Raw genomic sequence first — 22,896 nt, 5'->3', positions numbered from 1 at the left:
TTTAATACAATGCCTCCCGCAGAACGTCCACATTTTCGTTCATGTAGTCCAGATAAGTCTTGCCGCTGTCAAAGTCCTGCTGTGTCACGTTATGGCAGGCGTTTAACTGTCGTTTTACCGCGCCGGTGCTCTCGGCGATGGAATCAGCCATCCGTTCATTGGAGAGCTCGGTGTGGAAAACCACAGGAATCTTTTCCTTTTTCACCTCGTCGATCAGAAAAGCCACCGTGGCCGCACTGGGTTCTGTCTCGGTGGAGCAGCCCGGGAAAGCAGCATAATAGTTAAGGCCATAAGCGTCTGTCAGGTAGCGGAAGGGGAACCGGTCGCCCACCACAATGGTTTTCCGGGCCGCGCCAGCCACCATATCCTTGAAGCGCTCGTCTAAAGCGTTGAGCTTACCAGTGTAGATTTTTGTGTTCTGGTCAAAGATTTGTTTGTTGTCCGGGTCGACTTCATCCAGGGTGCTGTTGATCTTTTCGACAATTTTCGCAGCGTTCTGTGGATCCAGCCACACGTGCTCGTCATACTCCGGCGCTTCGGCCGCTTCGGCCCCGCCGCTCTCCTGGTCGTGATCGTGGTCATCCTCCATGCCCGCAACGGTTTCCTCCACCACAGGCTGTACGCAGTCCATCATGGCAATCTTCTTCATATTCGGCGCGTCGATGGAATCCAGAATACCGTCGATCCAGGCGTCGGAGTCTCCGCCGCCGTAGATAAACACATCGCAGTTCTGAATTTTAATAATATCCTGAGGCGTTGGCTCATAGGAATGGCTCTCGGCTCCCGGGGGCACCAGCATCGAGACCTCTACCTTGTCACCGCCCACCTGCCTGGCAAAATCATAGGGTGGAAAGTTGGTGGCAACCACCTTGACAACAGTGTCTCTGTCTGTTTTTCCGCTGGTTTGCTGGCAGCCCGCAGCTCCCAGTGTCAGCATCCCCACTAATAAAATAATAGTTAAAAACCATGCTAATCGTTGTTTTATCATAAAAAAACCTCCATTTTCTCTGATTTTGAGTATAAAGAAACAAGGATACGCTGCTTTTATAAGCAGAACTACTCCCTTGAGGTTTTTTCAGTTATTCATCCGCACCTTTAGCCGAACCGGCGAAGTGACTAAAAAGAAGCTGTCCCATTTGGGCGTTATACAGCGAAAAATAAGATGCAGCACCAGCACTGCGGCTGTCAGGGCCGCGCCGGTATCCAGCTGCTTGAAAAAGTTCTGGAGCGCAGAAATCTGCATACAGATCGGGCACCCATCGCCCACACAGTCGTGATGGGCCTCCTCTGTCATGAAGGCGGTGCTGAGGAAAAAGAACACAACAAAAAAAGCCGCCAGCAACAGTGTCAAAACACGTTTCTTTTCAGACCTTATCGTCATTCTGTTCCCTCCTTGCCCCATACTCCAGTATGTGAATTGAGTTCAAGTATATCGGATTTTGTAAGTCTTGTCAAATTTTATTAAGGCTGTATCTTCCGGTTGACCAGATAGATTCCCAGAGACGCCGCCAGCAGTCCCAGCACAATAAAGAGGGTAAAAGATTCCCCGGGTAATAACAGGATCGACAGCAGGCTCCCGAAAACCGGAATCAGGAATTTAAAAGCTGTGATTGCGCTGGCCTCGTTATACCGCAGCAGCACATTCCACAGCGAAAAGGCCACACCAGAGATAATGGCGGCGTAGACGAGCAGCAGCATCCCCCTGAGAGTAAATACCAGGTGCAGCCCGCCTCCCGCCATCCCAAAGCCTATGCCCAGGGCCAGAAGCACCAGCGCACCTAAAACCATCTGATAAAAGGAAAAATGGAAAGGGTTAATCTTATCTGACAGGTATTTGGCCACCAGAACGCCCCCGGCATCCCCCAGCCCGGCAATGACGAGAAATCCCTCGCCCATGAGGGTGAAATTAAAATTAAGGCCCTCTGTGCCGCCGTTGAGGGCAGTCAGCAGAATACCGGTAAAGCCGAGGAGCATACCGAGCACCTTATTGCGGTTCAAGCGGTCGCTCTTAAAAAACAATGGCGCCAGCAGCACGACCAGAAAGGTGCCCGCAGTGGCGGCGATACTGCCCTTGACCCCAGTAGTATTGCCCACCCCAATGTAGAAAAAGAAATACTGCACCGTGGTGCCCAGAAGCGCCAGGGCTACGATCCACCGCCCGTACTCGGGATACCAGCGCACCCGGTCCCCTTTGTTAAAAAGCCGGTTGAGGGCAAGTACCACAAAGCCAGCCAGGAAAAAGCGCAGGCCGGCAAACACCATTTTAGACCAGATATCCCCCGCTGGAATCTGGAACCACTGGTACCCGATCTTGAGCACCGGAAAAGCACTCCCCCACAAAAAGGTGCAGAGGATGGCAGTGAGAATGGCGTTTGATTTCTTTTTAAAAAAGGTATTTTGCATGTTATTCGCGTTGTTATTCAAAATAATTGGTCCTCTATTCTTACAGCGGTCCGGCTTTACAGCCGCCTGTTCTTATTATACATTTTCGGAACACAAAAAGAAAGCACCCGCAGTGCAGATTGGAATACCACGGATGCTTTCAATAATTGGATTATAAAAGGATTATGATTGGACACACTTTTTTTCAGGCGACCAGCTCCTTGACTGAGGTCACGGCAGAAGCGGCGTCAGAGGCATAGGCGTCAGCCCCTATCGCTTCGCCGAAGTCGGCTGTGATGGGAGCCCCGCCGATCAGGATTTTCACATGGCTGACGTTGCTGTCCGACCGGATGGCCGCCACAGTTTCCTCGAGGGACGGCATGGTGGTGGTCAGGAGCGCCGACAGGGCAACCACCTGGATATCCGGGTTATCCTGAAGCGTCTTGATGATTTTTTCCGCCGGGACATCAACGCCCAGGTCAGTCACTTCAAAGCCAGCGCTCTCGATCATCATGGATACAAGATTTTTGCCTATGTCGTGTAAATCGCCGTGGACAGTGCAGATCAGCACCTTTCCGCCGCTGGCAGAGTCTCCACTGGCCAGATGGGGTTTTAAGACCTCCACTCCAAGCTTCATGGCCTTGGCAGCCACCAGCATTTCAGGCACATAGACCTCGCCGGTTTTAAAGCGCTCACCGATCTCATCCATGGCTCCGATCATACCCGTATTCAGGATTTCCATCGGGTCGCAGCCCGCGTCCAAAGCCTCCTGGACAATACCCTGGATTAATTTTCTTTTTCCCTTTGCAATGGCTTCTGATACTTTTTGAATGTTTTCGTTCATTTTTTTCTCCCTCTTTTATTATCAATAAATCTTATTTTTATGCAACGTTTAACCGATAATACCTTCTCTGAAGGCATCGATGTATTCCAGACAGTACTCGTCATTTTCAAGTAATGCATCGGCCGCGTAGATCATGGCCATCATATCCCGGTTGGTTGGGTCTACGATGGCGCTGTCCATGCCTGCCTCCATGGCCAGTACCATAAACGCCTGATTCACGTACTTTCTTCCCGGCAGACCAAAGGAAATGTTGCTGAGTCCGCTGGTAATGTGTATTTCCGGGTACTCAGCCTTGATCTGACGACAGCACTGGGCAAAGGTGGTCAGGGCGTCCTCGCTGGTGGAAAGCGTAACTACCAATGGGTCAATGTGCAGCCTGGAGGGGGCGATATGGTATTCCTCGGCCCTGGCCATAATGTTGTGGAAAACCTCCATGCGGCGTCCAGTAGTGTCTGGAATGCCACGGTCATCACAGAGCAACGCCACGCACTCCCACTTGGTGTCTGCAATGATGGGGAAGATCGTATCGATTTTATCCCCTTCCATTGAAACCGAATTGATGAGCCCAGGCTGAGTACAGTATTTCATGCCCTCGACACAGGACTGGGGGCTGGGGCTGTCCACACAGATGGGAACATCGGTAACCTCCTGGATGAGGTCGATCATCCACTTTAGGGTTTCAGCCTCCTTTGCCTCGGCCACCGAGGCACAGCAGTCAATAAAGGTGGCGTTGGCCTCGGCTTGTATTATGGCCCGGTGCCTGATTTCTTCTGCGTTCTGTTTTTTGATGGCCTCTCCCACTGTAGGAATGGAGCCATTAATTTTTTCTCCTATGATAATCATCCGTTTTCCTCTTTCTTTTTTAAATTCTAACTTTCCTTACTCACTAGGGCCGCACCGCCAAAGAGCACCAGCGCGCCCAGAATGGTACCGATTCCCGGCATTTCCAAAAACGGTGGGAACATCAGGATAATGACAATCCATATCCCGTAGGTAATGTTGAGTACCTGGGCGGTTGCGACGCCGCTGTATTCCATGCTGTAGTACCAGGTGATGTAAGACACCCCGCCGAGGCAGGAGCCAATAAACAGGATGATCCACACCGCAACCTTGGCGCCCCCAAGCCCCGCAAAGGCTGGGATGGCCATGTTCATATCAAAGGACTGAACCAGGCTGAGCACATAGCCGAAATTGTTTGTCACAGCTGAGATCACAATGATTAAAATCAGATACAGCAGCAGGAGAAAGGTTCTTCTCAGGGTGGTCGACACAGTTGAGGACACATCCCCACGCATCATATTGTATCCGAAGCAGCCCTCCATAGCATACCCGACCGCGCAGATAAAGGCGATGCCATACACAAAAACCGGAACTCCCGCACCGGAGAGACCGTACATGACCCCGGTCCCCACAATACACAGGATAATACCGAAAAACTTTAGCTTGGTCAGCTTCTCCTTAAACCAGATTGCTGCTACGATGGCCCCAATAGCCGGGAAAGCCGCCGAGATGGTTCCCGCCACCGAGGACGAGTAGCTGCTGGCGATGGAATAGGGGATGGCCCCCATCAGCCCCGAAAACAGGGCTGCCGGTATAATGCCAAAGGAGTTCTTGCTGAACAGCACCTTTAGATAATCCCTGAACTGGCCGATTTTAATCAGGTAGCAGCATTCGAAGATCAGTCCAAATACGCTGTCGCAGAGACCGATAACCAGCGCCGTAGTGATGATGAGAATCCAACCGTGAAAGTTATCAACCGTCCCGGTGCTCCCCGCGTACAGATTTAAAACATTGTACAGGAGCACAGTGTAAAATCCCCAGGACAGCCCAGAGGCCACCCCAAACAGGATTCCCTTTTTCTTGTTCGCTGACATAATTTACCTCTCTTTAGGGGACGACACTTATCGCTCCTCCACCATCTTCATATATTTTTTCATTTCTGCGTCTACGGCCGGATCCACTACCATCTCAGGTGCTTCGTCCAAAATCTGCTGAACGCGCTTATTAGCCTGCTCGATAAGTTCCGGGCTTCCGTTCTTTTCCCACTGCTCGTAGCTTTCCCAGTCCGATACGGTAGGCTGCCAGTCATCGTGGCAATAGTCCAGGGTGCTGTCATTGGTCATGAAATCGCCGCGGAAATCAGCCTCATAAATTTCGTCCAGCGCCAGGGTTTCCTCGGTGGTTTCCATTCCCTTTAATATATGCTGCACACGGCCGATGAGCTCGTCGTCAAGAACGGTTTTTTCAAAGGAGGTACACATCAGATTTTCCAGAGTACCTACAGACTGGCTGGTCAGGGTGACGCCGGCAAGAGCGGTAAGGATAAAGCTTTGCATGGTTTCCATGCCGGCCTGATAGTCGATGGCTTTGGAGCTGGTGACACCAGTCTGGGCTCTGGCTGGCAGATGGTAGTAATCCTTGTACATCTGGGTGGCGGCGATGAGCATGAGAGCAGTATCTGGCGCCGCACATTCCCAGGAGGCGTACTTGAGGTTGCCGTAGGTTAAAGACGCGGACAGAATGACCGGTACCCCGGGCTTGATCAGCTGGGCATAGACCAGACCGGCCAGCTGTTCGGCATTCTGGAGCGCCACAGTCGAGTACAGAAATACCGGCGAAGTGATGCCGGACATTGGCGCAGACACAATGGATACCGGCTGGTTCCATGCCGCATAAACCTCGATACCCTCACAGGCAAACTCGGAGTAATACAGCGGTGAGTTTGGGCAGACCGCGTGCCAGGTCACGTAGTGGTCCTGACAGAAGCCTTCTCTCCCAAAGGCCACCTCATACAGTCTGAGATTTTCTTCCTTTTCAGCGATGGAGTCCAGCTCCATGGGCGCCAGAAGCGGCTTGTCACAGTGCTTGAAAGATTCGTAGGTCATGTACATTCCTTTATAACGCTGGGGAACATCACTCGGGCTCATGGGCTGATAGCCGGCAATGGGAATATTCTTGCAAGCCTGGTAAACCTTCTGCATGTTAGCAAAATCCTTTAAGAGAGGCGCCCGCCGTCCCTGCTTCATGTCTGAGACAAAAACCTCGCCCCCTGCCGGATGCACAGACAGCTGAGCGCCGCATTCCACGCTTTTGGCGTCGTCCATTGCCTGAAGTTTAAAGGTTGATGGACACTGTTTAACAGAAGCCTCAACCAACGCTCTCGGGAAGAAAACAATTTCGCCTTCTACCTTACAGCCGGCCTTTTTTAACAGACTGCGCGCTTTTTCACTTTCAAAAATAACCCCTTTTTTCGCCAGAATCTCCATACTGGCTTCGTGTACACGGTCCATCGCTTCGGGACTCAGCACTTCAATTTTTGAGTTTATCATGTTTATTACTCCTCCTGAATTTTTTGCTTTCTGAACGGCCCGTTCGTTTCATGGCTTTATCATAGCCTGTTTTTTTCGCCATGACAACGCGCAGGTTCTGACATTGGCATGCATTTTCCGCCAAAATCAAAAAATGAACCACACTTCAATTTTTTATGGTCGCTGATTAAAAAATAAAGCTGCCCTGTTCCAAAAGCTTCAAAAATTTCCGCACCCATCAAATTTTGACATTCTGCACCGGGCGATTGTCAGATCAAAAACTGCTGATTTCGTTTTCAAAAAAACTGTGCTATCCTGAAAACAGATCAGGGCAGCCATGTAAACAGGCTGACCAATACATATTAAAAAAGGGGAATAAAAATGGTAGACGGAAAATTTATTGAAATGCAGACCGAAATTATGAAAAACTATCCACCCACAAACGCCCAGGCACTGTTAAATATTTTTAACGCCGCCTCTGGCATGCAGGAATACCTGGATGAGGTTCTGGCAAAGACACGCGAGTCCTATCTGTATACACAGCTGCGGGATTTGGTGGAAAATTATTATGATATCGGCACGCTGCTAGAAGTGTATCAAATCTTTGGCGGTTACATCAACACCTCCTTTGGAATTTACACAGAAAAAGACGGCGAAAAACAGACCTGGTTTGTCAGGAAATACAAAAACGGCAAGGAGCTGGAATCTCTGCTTTTTGAACACAGCATGTTAAAGCACGCCAAGGAAAACGGTTTTACCTACGGCGCAGTCCCCATCCCGGCCAGAGACGGCAAAACCTATCACGAGGTAACTGAGACCACTACCGAAGGTGACACTAAAAGCTATTTTGCAGTCTTTAACTTTGTGGGCGGAAAGGCCCATTATGACTGGATTCCCAACTGGGCCAATTCAGGTGTGGCCGATCTTACTGTTACCTCTGCCGCCAAATCACTGGCCGAGTTTCACAACTCGACCCGGAACTTTGACCCTGAGGGACGCCATGGAGACAACATCATGGACAACGAGGACATCACCGTCAATGAGATTATCCGTAAATTCCCGAAAACTCTGAAGGAATACCGGAAAAGCTACGCCGAATCTGGCTTCGAAAATGTCTATACCGAATACTATGACGCTAACTATAACTTCTTTGCAAAAATGTGCGAGCGCTCAGTAATTCCGGATGCAGACTACAGTACCATGATCTCCAATGTGTGCCACTGCGACTTCCATCCCGGCAACTTTAAATACCTGGACAACGGCGAGGTCTGCGGAAGCTTTGACTATGACATGGCCAAAATCGACTCCCGCTTGTTTGAGCTGGGACTGGCCATCCACTATTGCTTCTCTTCCTGGCTGTCAGATACCAACGGTATTATCAATTTGAACCGCGCAGCCTTGTTTGTAAAAACCTACGATGAGGAGCTGCGTAAGGCCGGAGGTATCGAACCTCTGACCGACATCGAAAAAAATTATCTGTACGAAGTAACCGTGCAGGGCGCTCTCTACGACCTGGGCTGGTGCAGCTCTGCCTGTGTTTACGACGCCACCCTGGACCCGTATGAATATTTATTCTATACCCAGCACTTTGTCGCCTGCCTGAAATGGCTTGAGGACAACGAGGAGACTTTCCGAAAAGCCTTCGCATAGCAGCACAAAAAATAAAAGAACTGCCGCACCGTGGTATGGCAGTTCTTTTTTGTTTATTCCTCCTCTTTTGCCAGACGGTATTGGCAAAGGCGTTTCCCACGCTGAAAATGCTCTCCGTTGTCCACAGTTTCCTGAATGATTTCGATCAGCCCCATGGCGCGCAGTTCAACGGTCCATTCCCGCACCAATTCTCTGTACTCGGTGGTATAGTTCTTTTCATAATCTTCAATATAGTCTGCGATCTCGTAGTCCCAGAGCATCCGGGAGGACTCCAGGTACTTCAGAATAACCATTTTTGCCGGCGGCTTGGCAGACAACTCACGTCCGCACCCGGCAGCCCGGCCACCCTTCTGCCGCAACAAGGGCAGTCCGTCCGAGTTGGCGCAGTCCATATAGATGATGACCACACCAATCAGAGACCCGGAGGCCGAAAAGACTGTAAACCAGTCTGGATTGTTCATGTAAAAAACCATGCTGAGTACCAACAGGATAAAGCCGGAGAGATTGCTGACCGCCGGTCCCCTGCTGGCTCCGATAAAAACAATGCTGCGATACCAGTTCATATAGTTGACCGCCAGAAAAACAGCAATCCCAGGAATCATCCACGCGGCCTGCCCTTGAAAACACTGTTCGAAAGCAGTGGACAATGGACTGCCCGTCAAAGCCAGTGCTAGACAGATAAGCACCCAGAGAATGCTCTCAAAGCAAAACCGGATACTGAGGCAGACATCAGAGTCAGCCGTCTCACAGACCCTGCCCACAATAGCGGCCTCCACGCCCCAGCCAATACCGGCTACTAGACCGAAAAGCGAGAGGACCAATGAGCTGCCACTCTCGGCAAAAAGATTTGGCAGGTAGATAAGACTGGAACACGCCAGAATCACCACAATGCCAAGGGCACATTGCCAACTGATTCTTTCCCGGTACCATTTGCGCGCAATAGCCGCAGTGAGCACCGGGTAGAATAACACCGCGATGGTCGAAAAAATAGTGTCGGACAGCGCGAGAATATAAGTACAAAAAGCTGCAATCCCGCCCATGACAGCGGCCAGAATCAGCTTCCCTAAAATGGATGGCGCGTGCAGCGTTCGGACAAACTCCCGGAATTTTTTCCTGAAGCCCAATCCCACCACGTTGATGAGCGTCACGATCAGGGCTGTTGAAGTGGCCAGCACAATGGGCAGCATCGTCATGGAATAGCTGTCCCGCGGATAGGCTTTCATGACAGACGTGATCAGGATATAGGCCATCCCCCAGCACATACCGCAGATGAGCGCATAGCGGAAGCCGAGATTGCACCGGATAATATTCTGTTTATAGCCAATGAGGTGATCTTTTTTCATGATGGTATCCTTCTTAATCGTGGTGGCTCTGACGATACTGCCCTGGGGTGGTTCCTTCAATCTTTTTAAAAGCCCGCGTCAGCGTAAGAGCGTTATTGTAGCCAATTTTATCCGCAATGTCGGAAATTGTCATATCGGTTTCCTCTAAAAGATGGCAGGCCTCCTGAATCCTGAGCCGCGACAAGTAATCGCTGAATCCTGTACCCACGGCCTTTTTAAAGCTTCTGGAAAAATAGGAAGGGTTCATGTTAAACGTTTCGGCTACAGCCACAGCGTTCAGGTTGCAGTCGTCGTAATGGGTTTTCAGGTATTCACTCACCCGCTGCATTTTGCTGTTCGAAGCTGATACCTGATTCTTTGCCGAGTACTGGTTAATTTGTTCAAAAATACTCTGGGATACAGCTTCCAGCTCAGGCAGCGACTTGCACTCCAGCAAAAGACGCTGCGCATCCAGCTCGTCAAAAAACTCGACATTCATGGACAGACGAACCTCTCCCAGGGCGTTAATCATGGAGTTTAGCAGACCAAAAAGCCGGAACCGGGCCAGATTAAGGGAGGATGCGCCGGTGATATAGTCATTTTTCAAAAGCTTGTTAAAAATTCTGGAGGCCTCCTCATAGTCCCCTGCATTGATAGCGTTGATAAAATGATGCTCGTATTTAAACCACATCTGCTCATTGCCCCTGTAGGACTTGCCCGTCATATAGTCTGAATAAAAAAGCACGTGGTCAGCGCTGCCAGTAAGGCGTGCTTTTTGCAGGGTTTCAACAGTTTGGAAATAAGCAGTTTTACAGCCGGGAATCCCGCGGTTCACGCTGCTGACACACACCCACAGATCATAGCTGAACCGGCTCCAGATATTTTCACGCATGAGTTTGACCATCCGTTCAATCTCGACGGCGGACACAGTAGTATCCAATGACTCGACATCCGAGAGGATAAAAAAAGCAATCCGGCCGTCGACCTCGGTTCCATAACTCTGATAGATTCGTTTCATATAGGAGGAAAAGTTTTCCTTTATAAAGGCATAAATATAGCTCAGCTTTTCATCCTCGATCTGGTCGCCATCTGAGACAATGTCAAAGAGTACCAATACAAACGCATTGTTTCGGATATCAAAATCATAATCTTCCATCAGCTGATAGTAAATGGCCTCGTTTTGAATATGCCCTTTGAGCAGACGCACCAGAAAATTTTCAAACAAAATATCCTGCTGCTGCTCTACCTTACTTTTGTAGGAGTCATACTCCTGATAGAACTGATCAAAACTCTGAAAAATATGTCCAGCAGGATTTTGGGTCGTATAATAATCATCCACATGCTGACTGGTATTTTCGTCCAGAATGCCAACGATACGTGAAATCGCAATATAGTAGTTCTGAAGAATGAAGAAATTGAGAAAAAGGCCGATGACAATAATTAAAACTGTGATCTTTAACAGAATATCGGTAAATGCCTTCTGCGTGTCCTCAGGCAACATGACGCTGACATAGCGGTATATTAGGAATGCGAAAAAAAGGATGGCTAAAATCCAAATCACTGAGGTTTTAAAAAAACAGTCCCACCCTGACTTTTCAGCATGTTTTTTCTTAACATCCAAATGTTTGTCTCCCCTCAAACAGGTTCTGTATTAATTTATTATTATAGCACTCTGTTTACGAAAAGTAAATGTTGTCATCTTCGCTTAAAGTTAGAGATACTTCTTCTTTGCTTCCTTTTTTATTCACAGATTACCCTTTAATCCGCAATTTCATGCTCTTTTTTATACTTTTGTAAAAAAATATTTTTTAAGAATTATTTTAAATTTTTATAAAAACACAGCCGGAACACCGTTCAAATGGTGTTCCGGCTGCTTTATGTCACTTCGTTTATTGAACCTTCGCTACCCCAAAAGCGGCCTCGTGTCCGTTAAGGGTGCAGGCTTCCAGGTTGCCTTCTCCCTTGGTGATAGACTCCGCCAGGGTTTCTTTTTTGATGAAATCCGCAAAGGCTTCGATGGCAGCGGTCACTTCATCGTCGGCCTGGTAGGTGATGTCGATGTGGTCGTTGACCTCAAATCCGCTGTTTTTGCGGAGCTGCTGGATTCGGGAAACGCATTCGCGGGCGTATCCTTCGTTGATGAGCTCTGGACTCAGGGTAGTGTCAAGAATGATGAACTTATTCCCCCCGGTCTGTACGTTAAATCCATCCTTGGCGGCGATACGGACATCCACGAAATCCTTGGTCAGCTCAATGGTTTCACCGTCGATTTCCACAGGGTAAACTTCCCCGGCGTCCAGCTTCGCCACGACTTCGGCAGGATTGACGCCAGCAAGGGCCTTCCCCAGCAACTTGACATTTTTGCCCAGGATCGGGCCGGCCACCTTAAAGTTTGGCTTTAAGGTATAGTTCATGAAATCGCCCAGGTTATCCTCAAAATCGACCTTTTTGATGTTCAGCTCTTCCTCCATCAGGCGGGTCAGATCACCCAGGGTATCCTTGTACTTGCCGTCGATGATGATCTCGGAAAGCGGCTGGCGCACCTTGATCTGTGCCTCCTCGCGGGCGCTTCGGCCCAGGCTGACCAGATCGCGGACCAGATCCATTGGCGCTTCCACCGCTTCGTCGATCAGAGCTTCGTTGACGGCCGGATAGTCCGCCAGATGAACGGATTCGGCGCCGGTGAGCTTGGTGTAGATTTCCTCGCTGATGTAGGGCGCGAAGGGCGCCACCAGGCGGGCCAGACCTTCCAGCACCTCAAAGGTGGTGTTGAACACAGCCTTCTTATCCTCTGTCAGCTCGCTGCCCCAGAAGCGGCGGCGGTTGCGGCGGATGTACCAGTTGGATAAGTCTTCATTGACAAAGTTCTGAATCTTGCGGACAGCCTTGGTGAGGTCATAGATTTCCATCTCACCGCGGACCTCCTGCACCAGACGGTTGTACTTGGACAGCATCCAGCGGTCGATTTCCGGGCGTTTGTCATAATCTACAAAGAAGGTTCTCGGGTCGATACCGTCGGTGTTGGCGTACAGGGTAAAGAAGTTATAGGTGTTCTTCAGGGTATTAAAGAATTTACTCTGTACCTCCTTCAGGCCCTCCACATCAAAGCGGGTGGGCGTCCAGGCTGGAGACACGTAGAGCAGATACCAGCGGAGCGCGTCGGCGCCGTACTGGTCAAACAGCTCAAAGGGATTGACCGTATTTCCTCTGGATTTAGACATTTTCTGACCCTCAGCGTCAAGGATCAGGTCGTTGACCAGCACCTTTTTGTAAGGAGCTTTCCCAGTAACAAAGGAGGAGATGGCCAGCAGTGAGTAAAACCAGCCGCGGGTCTGGTCGATGCCCTCGCAGATGAAATCGGCCGGGAACTGGCTTTCCCACAGCTCTTTGTTCTCAAAGGGGTAGTGGTACTGGGCAAAGGGCATGGAGCCGGAGTCGAACCAGCAGTCAATGACGTCCTTGACACGGGTCATGGGCTTGCCGCATTTTGGGCAGCGCAGGTGCACGTCGTCCACATAGGGGCGGTGCAGCTCGATGTCCTCGCTGATGTCCTCAATGGCTTTCTCAGCAAGCTCAGCTCTTGAGCCGACAGAGGCCAGCTCACCGCAGTTTTCGTCGTCACAGCGCCAGATGGGCAGTGGTGTTCCCCAGTAACGGCTTCTTGAGATGGCCCAGTCGTTGAGGTTTTCAAGCCAGTTGCCAAAGCGTTTTTCACCCACAAATTCAGGATACCAGTCCACCCCATTGTTGTTCTCGATGAGACGATCCTTGATCTTGGTGATCTCGATATACCAGCTGGGTTTTGCGTAATATAAAAGCGGTGTCTTACAACGCCAGCAGTGCGGGTAGTTGTGGAGCACTTTTTCTTTCTTAAACAGCTTGCCGTTTTCCTTGAGCCAGGTGATGATCTGGATGTCCAGGCCATCCTCCATGACAAAGTGTCCCTTCCAGGGTGTTTCGGTGTATTTACCGTCCTCCCCTACAGGCTGGAGCACAGGCAGGTTGTATTTACGTCCAACCTGGTAGTCATCCTCCCCAAAGGCCGGAGCAATATGAACCACACCGGTACCGTCCTCGGTGGTGACGTAGTCGGCACAGGTAACAAAGAAAGCTTTTTTATTCGGCGGTACAGGCACAAAGTCCATGAGACGTTCATAAGGAATATGCTCGAGGGCTTTCCCTTTCATTTCCTCGATGATTTCGTAATCGTCCCCCAGCAGTTTGGGCGCGAGCACCTTGGCGCAGATGTAGACCTCGCCCTTGCTTTTTGCCTTGATATAGTCGGCCTCGGGATTGACGGCCAGGGCCACATTGGCGGCCAGCGTCCACGGTGTGGTGGTCCAGACCAGGAAGTATTCATCGGCGTCGGCGCGCTTGAAAGCCACGACAACCGTATTGGTCTTGATTTCCTGGTAGCCCTGGGCGACCTCGTGGGATGCCAGCCCGGTGCCGCAGCGCGGGCAATAGGGCAGAATCTTATGCCCTTCATAAATATATCCCTCGTTAAAGAATTTATTTAAAATCCACCAGACGGATTCAATGTAGTTGTTGTCCAGCGTAATGTAGGGGTTTTCCAGATCGATGAAATAGCCCATGCGCTTGCTCATCTCGCGCCACTGCTTTTCATAGCTAAAGACAGAGTCCTTACATTTTTTGTTAAACTCTGCGATTCCGTAAGCTTCAATCTCTGGCTTACTACTGATCCCCAGCTGCTTTTCGACCTCAATCTCAACCGGCAGTCCATGGGTATCCCAGCCGGCTTTACGCAGCACGCGGTAGCCTTTCATGGTCTGGTATTTACAGACCGAGTCCTTTAAGGTACGGGCGATCACATGGTGGATCCCCGGTTTTCCATTGGCCGTCGGCGGCCCCTCATAGAATACAAAATTTTCTGCGTCGTCGCGGTTTTTGATGGTTCTGTCTAAGATATCCATCTCTTCCCAGCGGCTGGCGATTTTATTTTCAGTTTCACTGACACATTCATTGGATAAATTTTTAAATACAGCCATAGTGCCTCCTCATTTGATAATGTTATTTTGATCGTTATTTTGCAGGATCATCAAGCATTAAAAAAGCTCCGCCCCTGCAACAACGCAGGGACGAAGCGCAAAACTCCGCGGTACCACCCAGATTGACAGACTGCGCCCCTATAAGGGTGCCTGCCCACTCGATAAAGATAACGGTTTCCCGTGGTTTCCTAACCGGCTGGCTCAAAAACCCTGCTCAGAGGTGATTTCCATGACCGTTGTTCTGGTAACCTTTCAGCACTAGGGTTACCTCTCTGAAAAACGTGTGATCACAGCGTCCTCGTCATTGCATTTGATCGATTCATACATGAAGTCTATTTTACCTAATATTCTGGAGAAAATCAAGTGTATTCTTTAGTTTCTAAAGAAAATGGTTTATATTTTAGAGAAAATCGTTTATAATGAATTATACGGAATCATTAATAGTATTTTAGAAAGATGAATGAAGGTGACTCAACATGAACACGAAAAAAAAAGTACTTCTCGGCGTTTTAGCAGTGATTGTCATCATCGTGGGCATTATGTTTTTTGTTCCCATGTTTAACGGATCAAAAGACGCTGCCAAAACCACCCCGACCAGCGCGCCCTCCGTCGCGGACAATACCCCGACGGCAACCCCGCAGCCCACAGTTGACAACTCAGCAACCACCGAGGGTTTACAGACCCCGCCGGAAATGCAGGAGGTCATTGACGCGAACCAGGCCGACCTCTATAATAATGAGGACGGACAGCTGGCCCAGTCCTACCCCAGCAATCTTCTGCCGCTTTACAAAGTGAGCGGCGTCGGAGACTCCCACGATATTACCACAAACAATGGAAATCCCGGCTGGACAGCGGTTTACGGCTCCACTGCCGACACGGCTGAGCTGGCGCAGTTTTATTCGGATCTCATGGCTTCTGCCGAAAACTTTAACCAGGCCGACAGCGACGCTTCTACCACCATCACCGGCAACGTGGACGGCTGCGATATCAGCGTAACCATCAGCCCCAACAATCCGCAGCGCACCGGTCTCGACTACGCGAGCAGCGTGAGCATTTTTATCGAAAAAGTACAGTAAAACCCATAGGGACCAGAATCCGCACGATTTTGGTCCTTTTTGGTCCTTTTCATTCCCTGCCAATGTGCTATAATGGATGCAACGTTTTATTTTCGGAGGTCTAAAAGTGAACATCACAACCAAAAAAGTATGCTATACGGCGCTGCTAATGGCCGTTACCTTTATCATGATCTCAGTCGTGAAGATCCCGATTCCCAACGGCTACATCCATTTGGGCGACGCGGCGGTTTTTCTGTGTGGCTTTATTCTGGGGCCGGTCTACGGCACCATTGCGGCGGCCATCGGCGCAGGGGCGGCGGATTACTTCGCCGGCTTTGGGGCCTATATCATCCCTACCATGCTGGCCAAAGGCGTGATGGCTTACCTGACTGGATATTTTCTGCGCGGTAACCCGGGACGGAAAAAAGAAATCGCTGTGATGGTAATTGCCGGAGTGATCATGACTCTGATCTACTATGTATCAGAAATTATCTTGTACGGCAGTTTTGTCTCTCCGCTGGTTAATATTCCTTTTAACGCTTTGCAGGCCATTGTGGGCATTGTCATCTCCATGCTGCTGTTCCGGCCGCTGGCTCAGTTCCGCATCGAATCTTAAAAGAATTTACTATTTTTAATCGAATTGTGATATAATGAAGATCACAATTCGATTTTTTAATTGGGACTATCTTTTTATGTAATGGAGAGAAAAATGAAAAAACTAATGACAGCAATTTTGACATTTGCTCTGATCTTTAATTTTACAGTGCAGACAGCCTGCGCCTCTGTTTACAAGGCAGGCTCCTTTTCTGTTATGACCAGCACACGTGACCCGGATGGCGGAAATAACGAGACTGAAACACCGCCAGTAGAAGACCCGGACCCTAATCCTGATCCACAGCCCGACCCTGATCCACAGCCCGACCCTGATCCACAGCCGGACCCTGAACCCGATCCCGCTCCGGACCCAGCTCCGGATCCAGCGCCAAACCCAGACCCGGGGCCAAGCGACAACAACGATGGCAGTGATTATAATGATGGCTACGACGGCAGCTATGATAATAACGACTACACACCTTCCTATTACAACAATTCCTATGATGACAGCGACGACTATGTGCCCACGGAATCCACAACGGTAGAAACCACAGTGGAGGAACAGGTGCAGGAAGTCCAGAAGGTGGAGGGCGATTATCCCATCACGCTGACTGTTAAGGAAACGACCATCGACGTCAACCTGCCGTCAAACGCTTATACGGCAGCTACCAGCCAAAATACGGTGACCGTCGAATTTAACAACGATGCATTGAACGCGGCCATTACAGCCGGTGCCGTTAAGCTGACCGAAAAGCAGCAGGCGGGCTCCTCTGCCCTCACCAAGCTGGTTTTAAAAGCTCCGGCCATTGAAACTAAAGGGCTTACAGATCCGGAAGTCAATATCCGCGTGCCCGCGCCGGCCCTCAAAAATATGCAGACCGGCAAAATCGTTTTAAATGTTCCTGTCAATAAGGATTCTGTCATTGTTTCACCGTCCATTTTAAAAAACGATGACCTGAGTAAGCTGGCCGACGGCGACAAACTGGTCCTTGGACTCAAAAAAGGCCCCAGCCTTTCAAACAGCAGCTATAAACTGTCTGAAACTAAGCTGACGCCTGTGACCACACCTTTTACAATTGAGGCGTCAACCCTAAAATCCACAGGAGCTCTGTCCTCGCTTTCAAGCTTTGAGAAACCTCTGGAAATTAATATTGCCCTGACCGATGACCAGGCCTCAAAGCTTCAGTCAGAATCCCAATTCACTGCCAGCAAGTACAACAGCGAAAACGACAGTATCGACCCGGTTGTCACCACTTACCACAATGATACCAAGGTGGCGACCTTTAATGTAAACGCCCCGGGGGATTACCTGATCCTTTTAAAAACGACGGATAAGGGCATTAACCCACTGTTTATCGCGGTTCCTATTGTGATCGTGCTGGCCGGCGGCGGTGTCTTTGCCTTTTTCAAACTCAGAAACTGGCGGAGCCGCAATATTTTCGGCGATTATGACGACTAGTCCTTGTCCTGAAGACAAATATCCGATATAATGGAAACAGCTTAGGAAGGGAGCAGCCTGTTTATGAAAACAAAGAAAATCATTGCCCCTTTGGTCATTGGACTGCTGCTGATCTTATATTTTGTGGGTTTTATCATCGTCTGTTTTCTGATTGATGTCCCACTGATCATTAAGATTTTGTGCAGTATCCTGCCACTGGCGCTGGCCGGCGTTTCCCTCCATGTTTTAATTCAGCGAATTGATGAGATAAGGAGTGGAGAAGAAGATGATCTTAGTAAATACTGATTATATCAGTGGTAAGGAATTTGAAATGCTGGGCCTGGTCAAGGGCTCGACCATTCAGTCCAAAAACATTGGGCGCGACATCAGCCAAGGGTTTAAAACCATTGTGGGTGGTGAACTCAAGGCTTATAATGAAATGATGAACGACGCGCGCGCACTGGCTACCAAACGGATGGTACAGGAGGCCGAGGGCCTGGGTGCCGACGCGGTAGTCAATATCCGTTACGCCTCATCGGCCATCATGCAGGGGGCTGCCGAGGTTATCGCCTACGGGACAGCGGTTAAATTTGTATAAAAGAAAGCACTCAGAACCTGTATCTGAGTGCTTTTTTATTACGCTGATCCGTTTAGAGCTGTCTGACGACAATAATACCCTCGCTGTTTTCATAATAGCTCTTGCCAGGTTCCAGACGCATACATTCCATGTATTCCCGCGCGTTGGCGCGGATGCTTTCGATCTCGGCATCGGTAAGGGGACGGATCACCTTTGCCGGACTGCCCATGACCAGGGACCCCGGCGGAATGACTTTGTTCTGGGTGACCAGGGAGCCTGCGCCGATGATGGTGTTTTCACCGATCACCGCTCCGTTTAAGATGGTGGAGCCCATGCCGACCAGCACATTGTCTTCAATGGTGCAACCGTGAATGGTACAGTTATGCCCAATAGTCACGCCGTCACCAATCTTCACAGAATATCCTCCCGGTGCCACATGCACCACGGAGCCGTCCTGTACGTTGCTGCGTTCGCCAATGGTAATGCTGTCCATATCCCCTCTCAGTACCGCCTGGTACCAAATGCTGCTGTAATCGCCGATCCGGACCTTGCCCAGTACATCGGCACTCTTCGCGATAAAAATATTTTTTCCTGACATCGAATCCTCCATCGTAAGTAACGTTTCTATTAACCTTTATCTTACACCCTTACACCGCGTTTGTACATGCTCTCGCAAAAACTTCTACCGACTGCGCAAAAAAATGCAGATGCGCTCAATAAAAAAGTCCGAAGCTTTTTAAGGCTTCGGACTTTTAATTTCATAAGAACTTCTAACTATCTGGTTGCCATTTCTTTCTTAACTGCTTCTGTGAACAGTGGTAAGATTTTGAATACATCGCCAACGACACCAAAGTCTGCTACGTTGAAGATCGGAGCAGTTTCGTCTTTGTTGATCGCGATGATGACATCAGATTCTTCCATACCAGCTAAATGCTGGATTGCGCCGGAGATACCGCAGGCAATATACAGATTCGGACGAACGGTTTTACCAGTCTGACCAACCTGACGGTCTTTTTCAACCCAGCCAGCATCTACACAGGCTCTTGAAGAAGAGATGGTTCCGCCTAAAGCGTCTGCCAGGTCTTCAAGCAGCTTGAAGTTTTCTGGAGATGCCATACCACGGCCGCCAGATACAAGGATTTTAGCATCCTGAATATCCATTTTTTCGGCAACGGTTTTAACAATTTCCATCACTTCTACGTTCATGTGATCGCTTAAGCCAGCAACTTCTTCTTTGATTACTTCGCATTCCGCTGCGTCGTTTGTAGGAAGTTTCTGCATAACGCCAGGACGTACCGTTGACATCTGTGGACGGTGATCCGGACACAGGATAGTCGCCATGATGTTACCGCCAAAAGCCGGACGGGTCATCATTAAGCCCTTATCTTCTGGGTTGATTTCCAGTTTTGTACAGTCTGCGGTTAAGCCGGTATGAACACGTGCAGATACACGAGGAGCCATATCACGGCCAATGGCGGTAGCGCCAAACAGAACAACTTCTGGTTTGTATTTGTTAATAATTTCAGTAAATGCATGTACATACGGTTCGGTTGTATATACTTCTAAAGCAGGATCGTCGACCATGATGACTCTGTCTGCACCATGACGGGCTAATTCTTTACCCATAGCGTCGATTTTAGAACCTAAAACAACAGCAGTTACTTCTGTATCTAAATCATTGGCTAATTCTTTACCTTTACCAATCAGTTCGAAAGAAACAGGAGTAATAACATTATCTACCTGCTGTACAAAGACGAAAACACCTTTATAATCTTGTAAACTCATCTATGTTCACCACTTTCCATTAAATAATGAATTTTTCTTTCAATTTTTCCAGTAAGAAATCAGCAGATTCCTGTGGATCTAATTGAACAACAGTTCCGGCCGGTTTTAAAGCTTTTGGGAAGGATTTGAATACGCGTGTCGGAGAACCCTTTAAACCGATGTTGCTTGTATCAACGTCGATGTTTTCCAGTGTCCAGACTTTAACTTCGTCTGTTCTGTAAGCGTCAAAGATTCCACCTGGAGTCATATAACGCGGTGTATTCATTTCGCCTAAAGCGGTAACTAAGCAAGGCATCTGTACTTTAATGGTATGGTATCTGTCTTCATACTGACGTTTTACGATAACAGAATCGCCTTCTACCTTAATATCTTCTGCGTAGCTGACATTTGGAATGTTCAGATGTTCAGCGATCTGAGGACCAACCTGAGCGGTATCGCCATCAATTGCCTGACGGCCTGTAATGATCAGGTCATAGTCTAACATTTTAACCGCAGCTGCGATGGTTGTAGAAGTAGCCCAGGTATCGGCGCCGCCGAAAGCTCTGTCGGTTACTAAAATCGCTTCATCAGCGCCCATAGCGAGTGCTTCACGAAGAACGTCATCTGCCTGAGGTGGTCCCATGGAAACAACGGTAATGTGCGCACCGGTAGCATCTTTCAGCTCTAATGCAGCTTCCAGACCAGCTTTATCATCTGGGTTCATAATACTTGGAACGCCATCTCTAATTAATGTACCTGTTACTGGATCAAGTTTAACTTCATTTGTATCAGGAACTTGTTTTACACAAACTACAATATTCACCTAAATTTCCTCCTTTTGAACTTCCTATTTCAGAACGTTGCCAGATATAACCATACGTTGTACCTCGCTTGTTCCTTCATAAATTTCGGTAATCTTAGCATCACGCATCATACGTTCAACTGGATAGTCTCTGGTGTAACCATAACCACCAAGTAACTGTACACATTCTGTGGTGACAGCCATAGCGGTTTCAGCTGCGAAAAGTTTAGCAGTTGCTGCTTCTACAGAGAATACTTTCTGTGTATCTTTAGCGATGGCTGCTTTGTAAACCAGGTTACGGGCAGCTTCGATACGTGCGTACATATCGGCTAATTTGAACTGTGTATTCTGGAATTTGGCGATAGAACGGCCAAACTGTTTTCTTTCTTTAACGTAAGCAACGGTTTCGTCGAAAGCGCCCTGAGCCAGACCTAAAGCCTGAGCAGCGATACCGATACGGCCGCCGTCCAGAGTCTGCATTGCGATACCAAAGCCTTTACCTTCTTTACCAAGAAGATTTTCTTTTGGAACGATGCAGTCTTCGAAAATTAATTCGGTTGTGGAAGAACCACGGATACCCATTTTCTTTTCTTTAGTACCGATTGAGAAGCCTGGGAAGTCTTTTTCTACGATGAATGCAGAGATACCCTTGGTGCCTTTGCTCTTGTCGGTCATGGCGAAGATGATATAAACATCTGCTTTGCCGCCATTGGTGATGAAGATTTTAGTACCGTTTAATACATAATGGTCGCCTTCTAAAACAGCCTTTGTCTGCTGTCCGGAAGCATCGGTACCAGCGCCTGGTTCAGTTAAGCCGAAAGCGCCTAATAATTCACCCTTAGCTAAACGTGGTAAATATTTTGCTTTCTGGTCTGGAGTACCGAATTTACGGATTGGGTCCATACCTAAAGAAGTGTGTGCTGAAAGGATAACGCCTGTAGTACCACAAACGCGGGATAATTCTTCAACAGCCAGGATGTAAGCTAAAGTGTCACAGCCCTGTCCACCGTCTTCTTTGGCAATTGGAATACCCATAAAGCCATTTTTAACCATTTTATCAACGGTTTCCTGTGGGAAGCGTTCTTCTTCGTCAATTTCCTGGGCGATTGGTTTTGCTTCATTTTCTGCAAACTCTCTGTAGAGTGTGCGCAACATTTGATGTTCCTTACTCAGATTGAAGTCCATACTGTTCCTCCTAAATATATTTGTCACACAAGCTTATTTTGTGTAATCAAAGAATCCTTTTCCTGTTTTCATACCTAAAACGCCTGCGCGTACCATTTTCCGCAGAAGTGGAGCCGGAGCGTACTTGTCAGAGCCTGTTTCAGCCTGTAATACTTCCATAATTGCCAGGACAACGTCCAGACCAATTAAGTCGCCTAAAGCCAGTGGTCCCATTGGGTGGTTTGCGCCTAATTTCATAGCGGTGTCGATATCAGCAGCGGAAGCAGTACCAGCAGCATAAACTTCGATACCTTCGTTGATCATTGGAACTAAGATTCTGTTTACAACGAAACCTGCAGCTTCGTTAACCTGTACCGGTGTTTTGCCGATATCTGTTGCAATCTTCTTAATAGTATCAACTGTTTCCTGAGAAGTATGGTAACCAGCGATAACTTCAACCAGTTTCATAGCCGGAACCGGATTAAAGAAGTGCATACCAATAACTGGACGATCAACGCCCTGAGACATTTCTGTTAAAGATAAAGAAGAAGTGTTGGAAGCAAAAATACATTCTGGTTTACAGATTTCCTGTAATGCCTGGAATAATTCATGTTTCATTTCCATCTGTTCTAAGACAGCTTCAACAACCAGATCACAATCCGCAACAGCATCTCTTAAACCTGTTGTGATTTTTGCTAAGGTTGCGTCCATTTTAGCCTGATCGATACGGCCCTTAGCAACCTGTTTTGCTAATGCTTTTTCGATTTTAGCTTTACCACCATCGGCAAATTCCTGTTTGATATCACAAAGTACAACTTCATAACCATCGGTAGAAGCGAAAACCTGAGCAATACCAGATCCCATTGTACCGGCACCAATAACGCCAACTTTCATTTTAAGTCCTCCTAGATAAATTAAAAACTTTTTTGTATTCTTGTATATACAGATTTGTATATACAGGCGAAAAGCCCAAACTCAAGGGTATTT

Annotated in this window: 20 protein-coding genes, 1 pseudogene and 1 other annotated feature; of the genes and pseudogenes, 6 read left to right on the top strand and 15 right to left on the bottom strand. The window is 48.5% G+C overall.

The features are described 5' to 3' along the window. Position 1: 1 nt before the first annotated feature. The 7 genes and pseudogenes from CPZ25_RS15190 to CPZ25_RS15160 all read right to left on the bottom strand — a co-directional run. Positions 2–988: a metal ABC transporter substrate-binding protein gene (locus CPZ25_RS15190; protein WP_096919168.1), complete on the bottom strand. Its 987-nt coding sequence runs from the start codon at positions 986–988 to the stop codon at positions 2–4. An 87-nt stretch (positions 989–1,075) separates the two neighbouring features. Next, complete coding sequence (locus CPZ25_RS15185; RefSeq protein ID WP_096919167.1) at positions 1,076–1,381, bottom strand: hypothetical protein; 306 nt, start codon at positions 1,379–1,381, stop codon at positions 1,076–1,078. A gap of 80 nt (positions 1,382–1,461) precedes the next feature. Further along, complete coding sequence (locus CPZ25_RS15180; protein WP_096919166.1) at positions 1,462–2,424, bottom strand: DMT family transporter; 963 nt, start codon at positions 2,422–2,424, stop codon at positions 1,462–1,464. 163 nt (positions 2,425–2,587) lie between these two features. Next, on the bottom strand, positions 2,588–3,226 hold the full coding sequence (locus CPZ25_RS15175; RefSeq protein WP_058695939.1) for a cobalamin B12-binding domain-containing protein: 639 nt from the start codon (positions 3,224–3,226) through the stop codon (positions 2,588–2,590). Between the two features lie 48 nt (positions 3,227–3,274). Then, positions 3,275–4,069 carry a methyltetrahydrofolate cobalamin methyltransferase gene (locus CPZ25_RS15170; RefSeq protein WP_096919165.1) on the bottom strand — a complete coding sequence of 265 codons (795 nt, stop codon included), beginning with the start codon at positions 4,067–4,069 and terminating at the stop codon, positions 3,275–3,277. A gap of 26 nt (positions 4,070–4,095) precedes the next feature. After that, the gene (locus CPZ25_RS15165) at positions 4,096–5,100 is read right to left on the bottom strand and encodes an EamA family transporter (protein ID WP_058695941.1); all 1,005 of its coding nucleotides are present in this window, start codon (positions 5,098–5,100) and stop codon (positions 4,096–4,098) included. Positions 5,101–5,127: 27 nt separating this feature from the next. Then, positions 5,128–6,579, bottom strand: a pseudogene (locus CPZ25_RS15160) (trimethylamine methyltransferase family protein); the annotation flags it as partial. Between the two features lie 336 nt (positions 6,580–6,915). Between CPZ25_RS15160 and CPZ25_RS15155 the strand changes: the two are divergent. After that, the gene (locus CPZ25_RS15155; protein WP_058695943.1) at positions 6,916–8,184 is read left to right on the top strand and encodes a phosphotransferase; all 1,269 of its coding nucleotides are present in this window, start codon (positions 6,916–6,918) and stop codon (positions 8,182–8,184) included. 53 nt (positions 8,185–8,237) lie between these two features. Here CPZ25_RS15155 and CPZ25_RS15150 read toward each other — a convergent pair whose 3' ends face one another. The 3 genes from CPZ25_RS15150 to ileS form a co-directional block, all read right to left on the bottom strand. Further along, positions 8,238–9,527: a DMT family transporter gene (locus CPZ25_RS15150; protein ID WP_096919163.1), complete on the bottom strand. Its 1,290-nt coding sequence runs from the start codon at positions 9,525–9,527 to the stop codon at positions 8,238–8,240. 13 nt (positions 9,528–9,540) lie between these two features. Then, the gene (locus CPZ25_RS15145) at positions 9,541–11,127 is read right to left on the bottom strand and encodes a helix-turn-helix domain-containing protein (protein ID WP_096919162.1); all 1,587 of its coding nucleotides are present in this window, start codon (positions 11,125–11,127) and stop codon (positions 9,541–9,543) included. A 268-nt stretch (positions 11,128–11,395) separates the two neighbouring features. Beyond that, positions 11,396–14,515 (bottom strand): isoleucine--tRNA ligase, encoded by a 3,120-nt coding sequence (gene ileS / locus CPZ25_RS15140; RefSeq protein ID WP_058695946.1) that lies wholly within the window; start codon positions 14,513–14,515, stop codon positions 11,396–11,398. Between the two features lie 83 nt (positions 14,516–14,598). Next, positions 14,599–14,829 (bottom strand) — a binding site (T-box leader). 162 nt (positions 14,830–14,991) lie between these two features. Here ileS and CPZ25_RS15135 point away from each other — a divergent pair. From CPZ25_RS15135 to CPZ25_RS15110, 5 genes are all read left to right on the top strand, one after another. Next, on the top strand, positions 14,992–15,591 hold the full coding sequence (locus CPZ25_RS15135) for a hypothetical protein (protein WP_058695947.1): 600 nt from the start codon (positions 14,992–14,994) through the stop codon (positions 15,589–15,591). Between the two features lie 106 nt (positions 15,592–15,697). Next, positions 15,698–16,186, top strand: a complete 489-nt coding sequence (locus CPZ25_RS15130) for an ECF transporter S component (protein ID WP_058695948.1) — start codon at positions 15,698–15,700, stop codon at positions 16,184–16,186. A 93-nt stretch (positions 16,187–16,279) separates the two neighbouring features. Next, a complete protein-coding gene (locus CPZ25_RS15120) occupies positions 16,280–17,623 on the top strand; it encodes a hypothetical protein (RefSeq protein WP_167495249.1) in 1,344 nt (447 codons plus the stop codon). Between the two features lie 63 nt (positions 17,624–17,686). Then, complete coding sequence (locus tag CPZ25_RS15115) at positions 17,687–17,908, top strand: hypothetical protein (RefSeq protein ID WP_096919160.1); 222 nt, start codon at positions 17,687–17,689, stop codon at positions 17,906–17,908. Continuing rightward, positions 17,889–18,200, top strand: a complete 312-nt coding sequence (locus tag CPZ25_RS15110) for a YbjQ family protein (protein ID WP_013378882.1) — start codon at positions 17,889–17,891, stop codon at positions 18,198–18,200. Before CPZ25_RS15115 ends, CPZ25_RS15110 begins: the two co-directional genes overlap by 20 nt. 52 nt (positions 18,201–18,252) lie before the next feature. On the opposite strand, the gene CPZ25_RS15105 is transcribed toward CPZ25_RS15110, so the two are convergent. The 5 genes from CPZ25_RS15105 to CPZ25_RS15085 form a co-directional block, all read right to left on the bottom strand. Next, positions 18,253–18,777, bottom strand: a complete 525-nt coding sequence (locus CPZ25_RS15105; RefSeq protein ID WP_058695951.1) for a gamma carbonic anhydrase family protein — start codon at positions 18,775–18,777, stop codon at positions 18,253–18,255. Between the two features lie 176 nt (positions 18,778–18,953). After that, positions 18,954–19,964 carry an electron transfer flavoprotein subunit alpha/FixB family protein gene (locus CPZ25_RS15100; RefSeq protein ID WP_013378880.1) on the bottom strand — a complete coding sequence of 337 codons (1,011 nt, stop codon included), beginning with the start codon at positions 19,962–19,964 and terminating at the stop codon, positions 18,954–18,956. 19 nt (positions 19,965–19,983) lie between these two features. After that, positions 19,984–20,766 carry an electron transfer flavoprotein subunit beta/FixA family protein gene (locus CPZ25_RS15095; RefSeq protein WP_058695952.1) on the bottom strand — a complete coding sequence of 261 codons (783 nt, stop codon included), beginning with the start codon at positions 20,764–20,766 and terminating at the stop codon, positions 19,984–19,986. A 24-nt stretch (positions 20,767–20,790) separates the two neighbouring features. Continuing rightward, positions 20,791–21,930: an acyl-CoA dehydrogenase gene (locus CPZ25_RS15090; RefSeq protein WP_058695953.1), complete on the bottom strand. Its 1,140-nt coding sequence runs from the start codon at positions 21,928–21,930 to the stop codon at positions 20,791–20,793. A 33-nt stretch (positions 21,931–21,963) separates the two neighbouring features. Continuing rightward, the gene (locus tag CPZ25_RS15085) at positions 21,964–22,803 is read right to left on the bottom strand and encodes a 3-hydroxyacyl-CoA dehydrogenase family protein (RefSeq protein ID WP_074617392.1); all 840 of its coding nucleotides are present in this window, start codon (positions 22,801–22,803) and stop codon (positions 21,964–21,966) included. Positions 22,804–22,896 lie beyond the last annotated feature (93 nt).

The organism is Eubacterium maltosivorans (genome assembly GCF_002441855.2).
In the GTDB taxonomy this organism is placed as follows: Bacteria; Bacillota; Clostridia; order Eubacteriales; family Eubacteriaceae; genus Eubacterium; species Eubacterium maltosivorans.
The sequence above is the reverse complement of the archived record's forward strand: the minus strand, read 5'-3'. Positions and strand labels throughout refer to the sequence as shown.

Coding starts and splice junctions, on each gene's coding strand:
- CPZ25_RS15165 (WP_058695941.1), bottom strand. CDS start 5,100: ATGTCAGCGAACAAGAAAAAGGGAATCCTGTTTGGGGTGGCCTCTGGG.
- CPZ25_RS15085 (WP_074617392.1), bottom strand. CDS start 22,803: ATGAAAGTTGGCGTTATTGGTGCCGGTACAATGGGATCTGGTATTGCT.
- CPZ25_RS15115 (WP_096919160.1), top strand. CDS start 17,687: ATGAAAACAAAGAAAATCATTGCCCCTTTGGTCATTGGACTGCTGCTG.
- CPZ25_RS15110 (WP_013378882.1), top strand. CDS start 17,889: ATGATCTTAGTAAATACTGATTATATCAGTGGTAAGGAATTTGAAATG.
- CPZ25_RS15105 (WP_058695951.1), bottom strand. CDS start 18,777: ATGTCAGGAAAAAATATTTTTATCGCGAAGAGTGCCGATGTACTGGGC.
- CPZ25_RS15100 (WP_013378880.1), bottom strand. CDS start 19,964: ATGAGTTTACAAGATTATAAAGGTGTTTTCGTCTTTGTACAGCAGGTA.
- CPZ25_RS15170 (WP_096919165.1), bottom strand. CDS start 4,069: ATGATTATCATAGGAGAAAAAATTAATGGCTCCATTCCTACAGTGGGA.
- CPZ25_RS15155 (WP_058695943.1), top strand. CDS start 6,916: ATGGTAGACGGAAAATTTATTGAAATGCAGACCGAAATTATGAAAAAC.
- CPZ25_RS15185 (WP_096919167.1), bottom strand. CDS start 1,381: ATGACGATAAGGTCTGAAAAGAAACGTGTTTTGACACTGTTGCTGGCG.
- CPZ25_RS15090 (WP_058695953.1), bottom strand. CDS start 21,930: ATGGACTTCAATCTGAGTAAGGAACATCAAATGTTGCGCACACTCTAC.
- CPZ25_RS15120 (WP_167495249.1), top strand. CDS start 16,280: ATGAAAAAACTAATGACAGCAATTTTGACATTTGCTCTGATCTTTAAT.
- CPZ25_RS15135 (WP_058695947.1), top strand. CDS start 14,992: ATGAACACGAAAAAAAAAGTACTTCTCGGCGTTTTAGCAGTGATTGTC.
- CPZ25_RS15150 (WP_096919163.1), bottom strand. CDS start 9,527: ATGAAAAAAGATCACCTCATTGGCTATAAACAGAATATTATCCGGTGC.
- CPZ25_RS15175 (WP_058695939.1), bottom strand. CDS start 3,226: ATGAACGAAAACATTCAAAAAGTATCAGAAGCCATTGCAAAGGGAAAA.
- ileS (WP_058695946.1), bottom strand. CDS start 14,515: ATGGCTGTATTTAAAAATTTATCCAATGAATGTGTCAGTGAAACTGAA.
- CPZ25_RS15190 (WP_096919168.1), bottom strand. CDS start 988: ATGATAAAACAACGATTAGCATGGTTTTTAACTATTATTTTATTAGTG.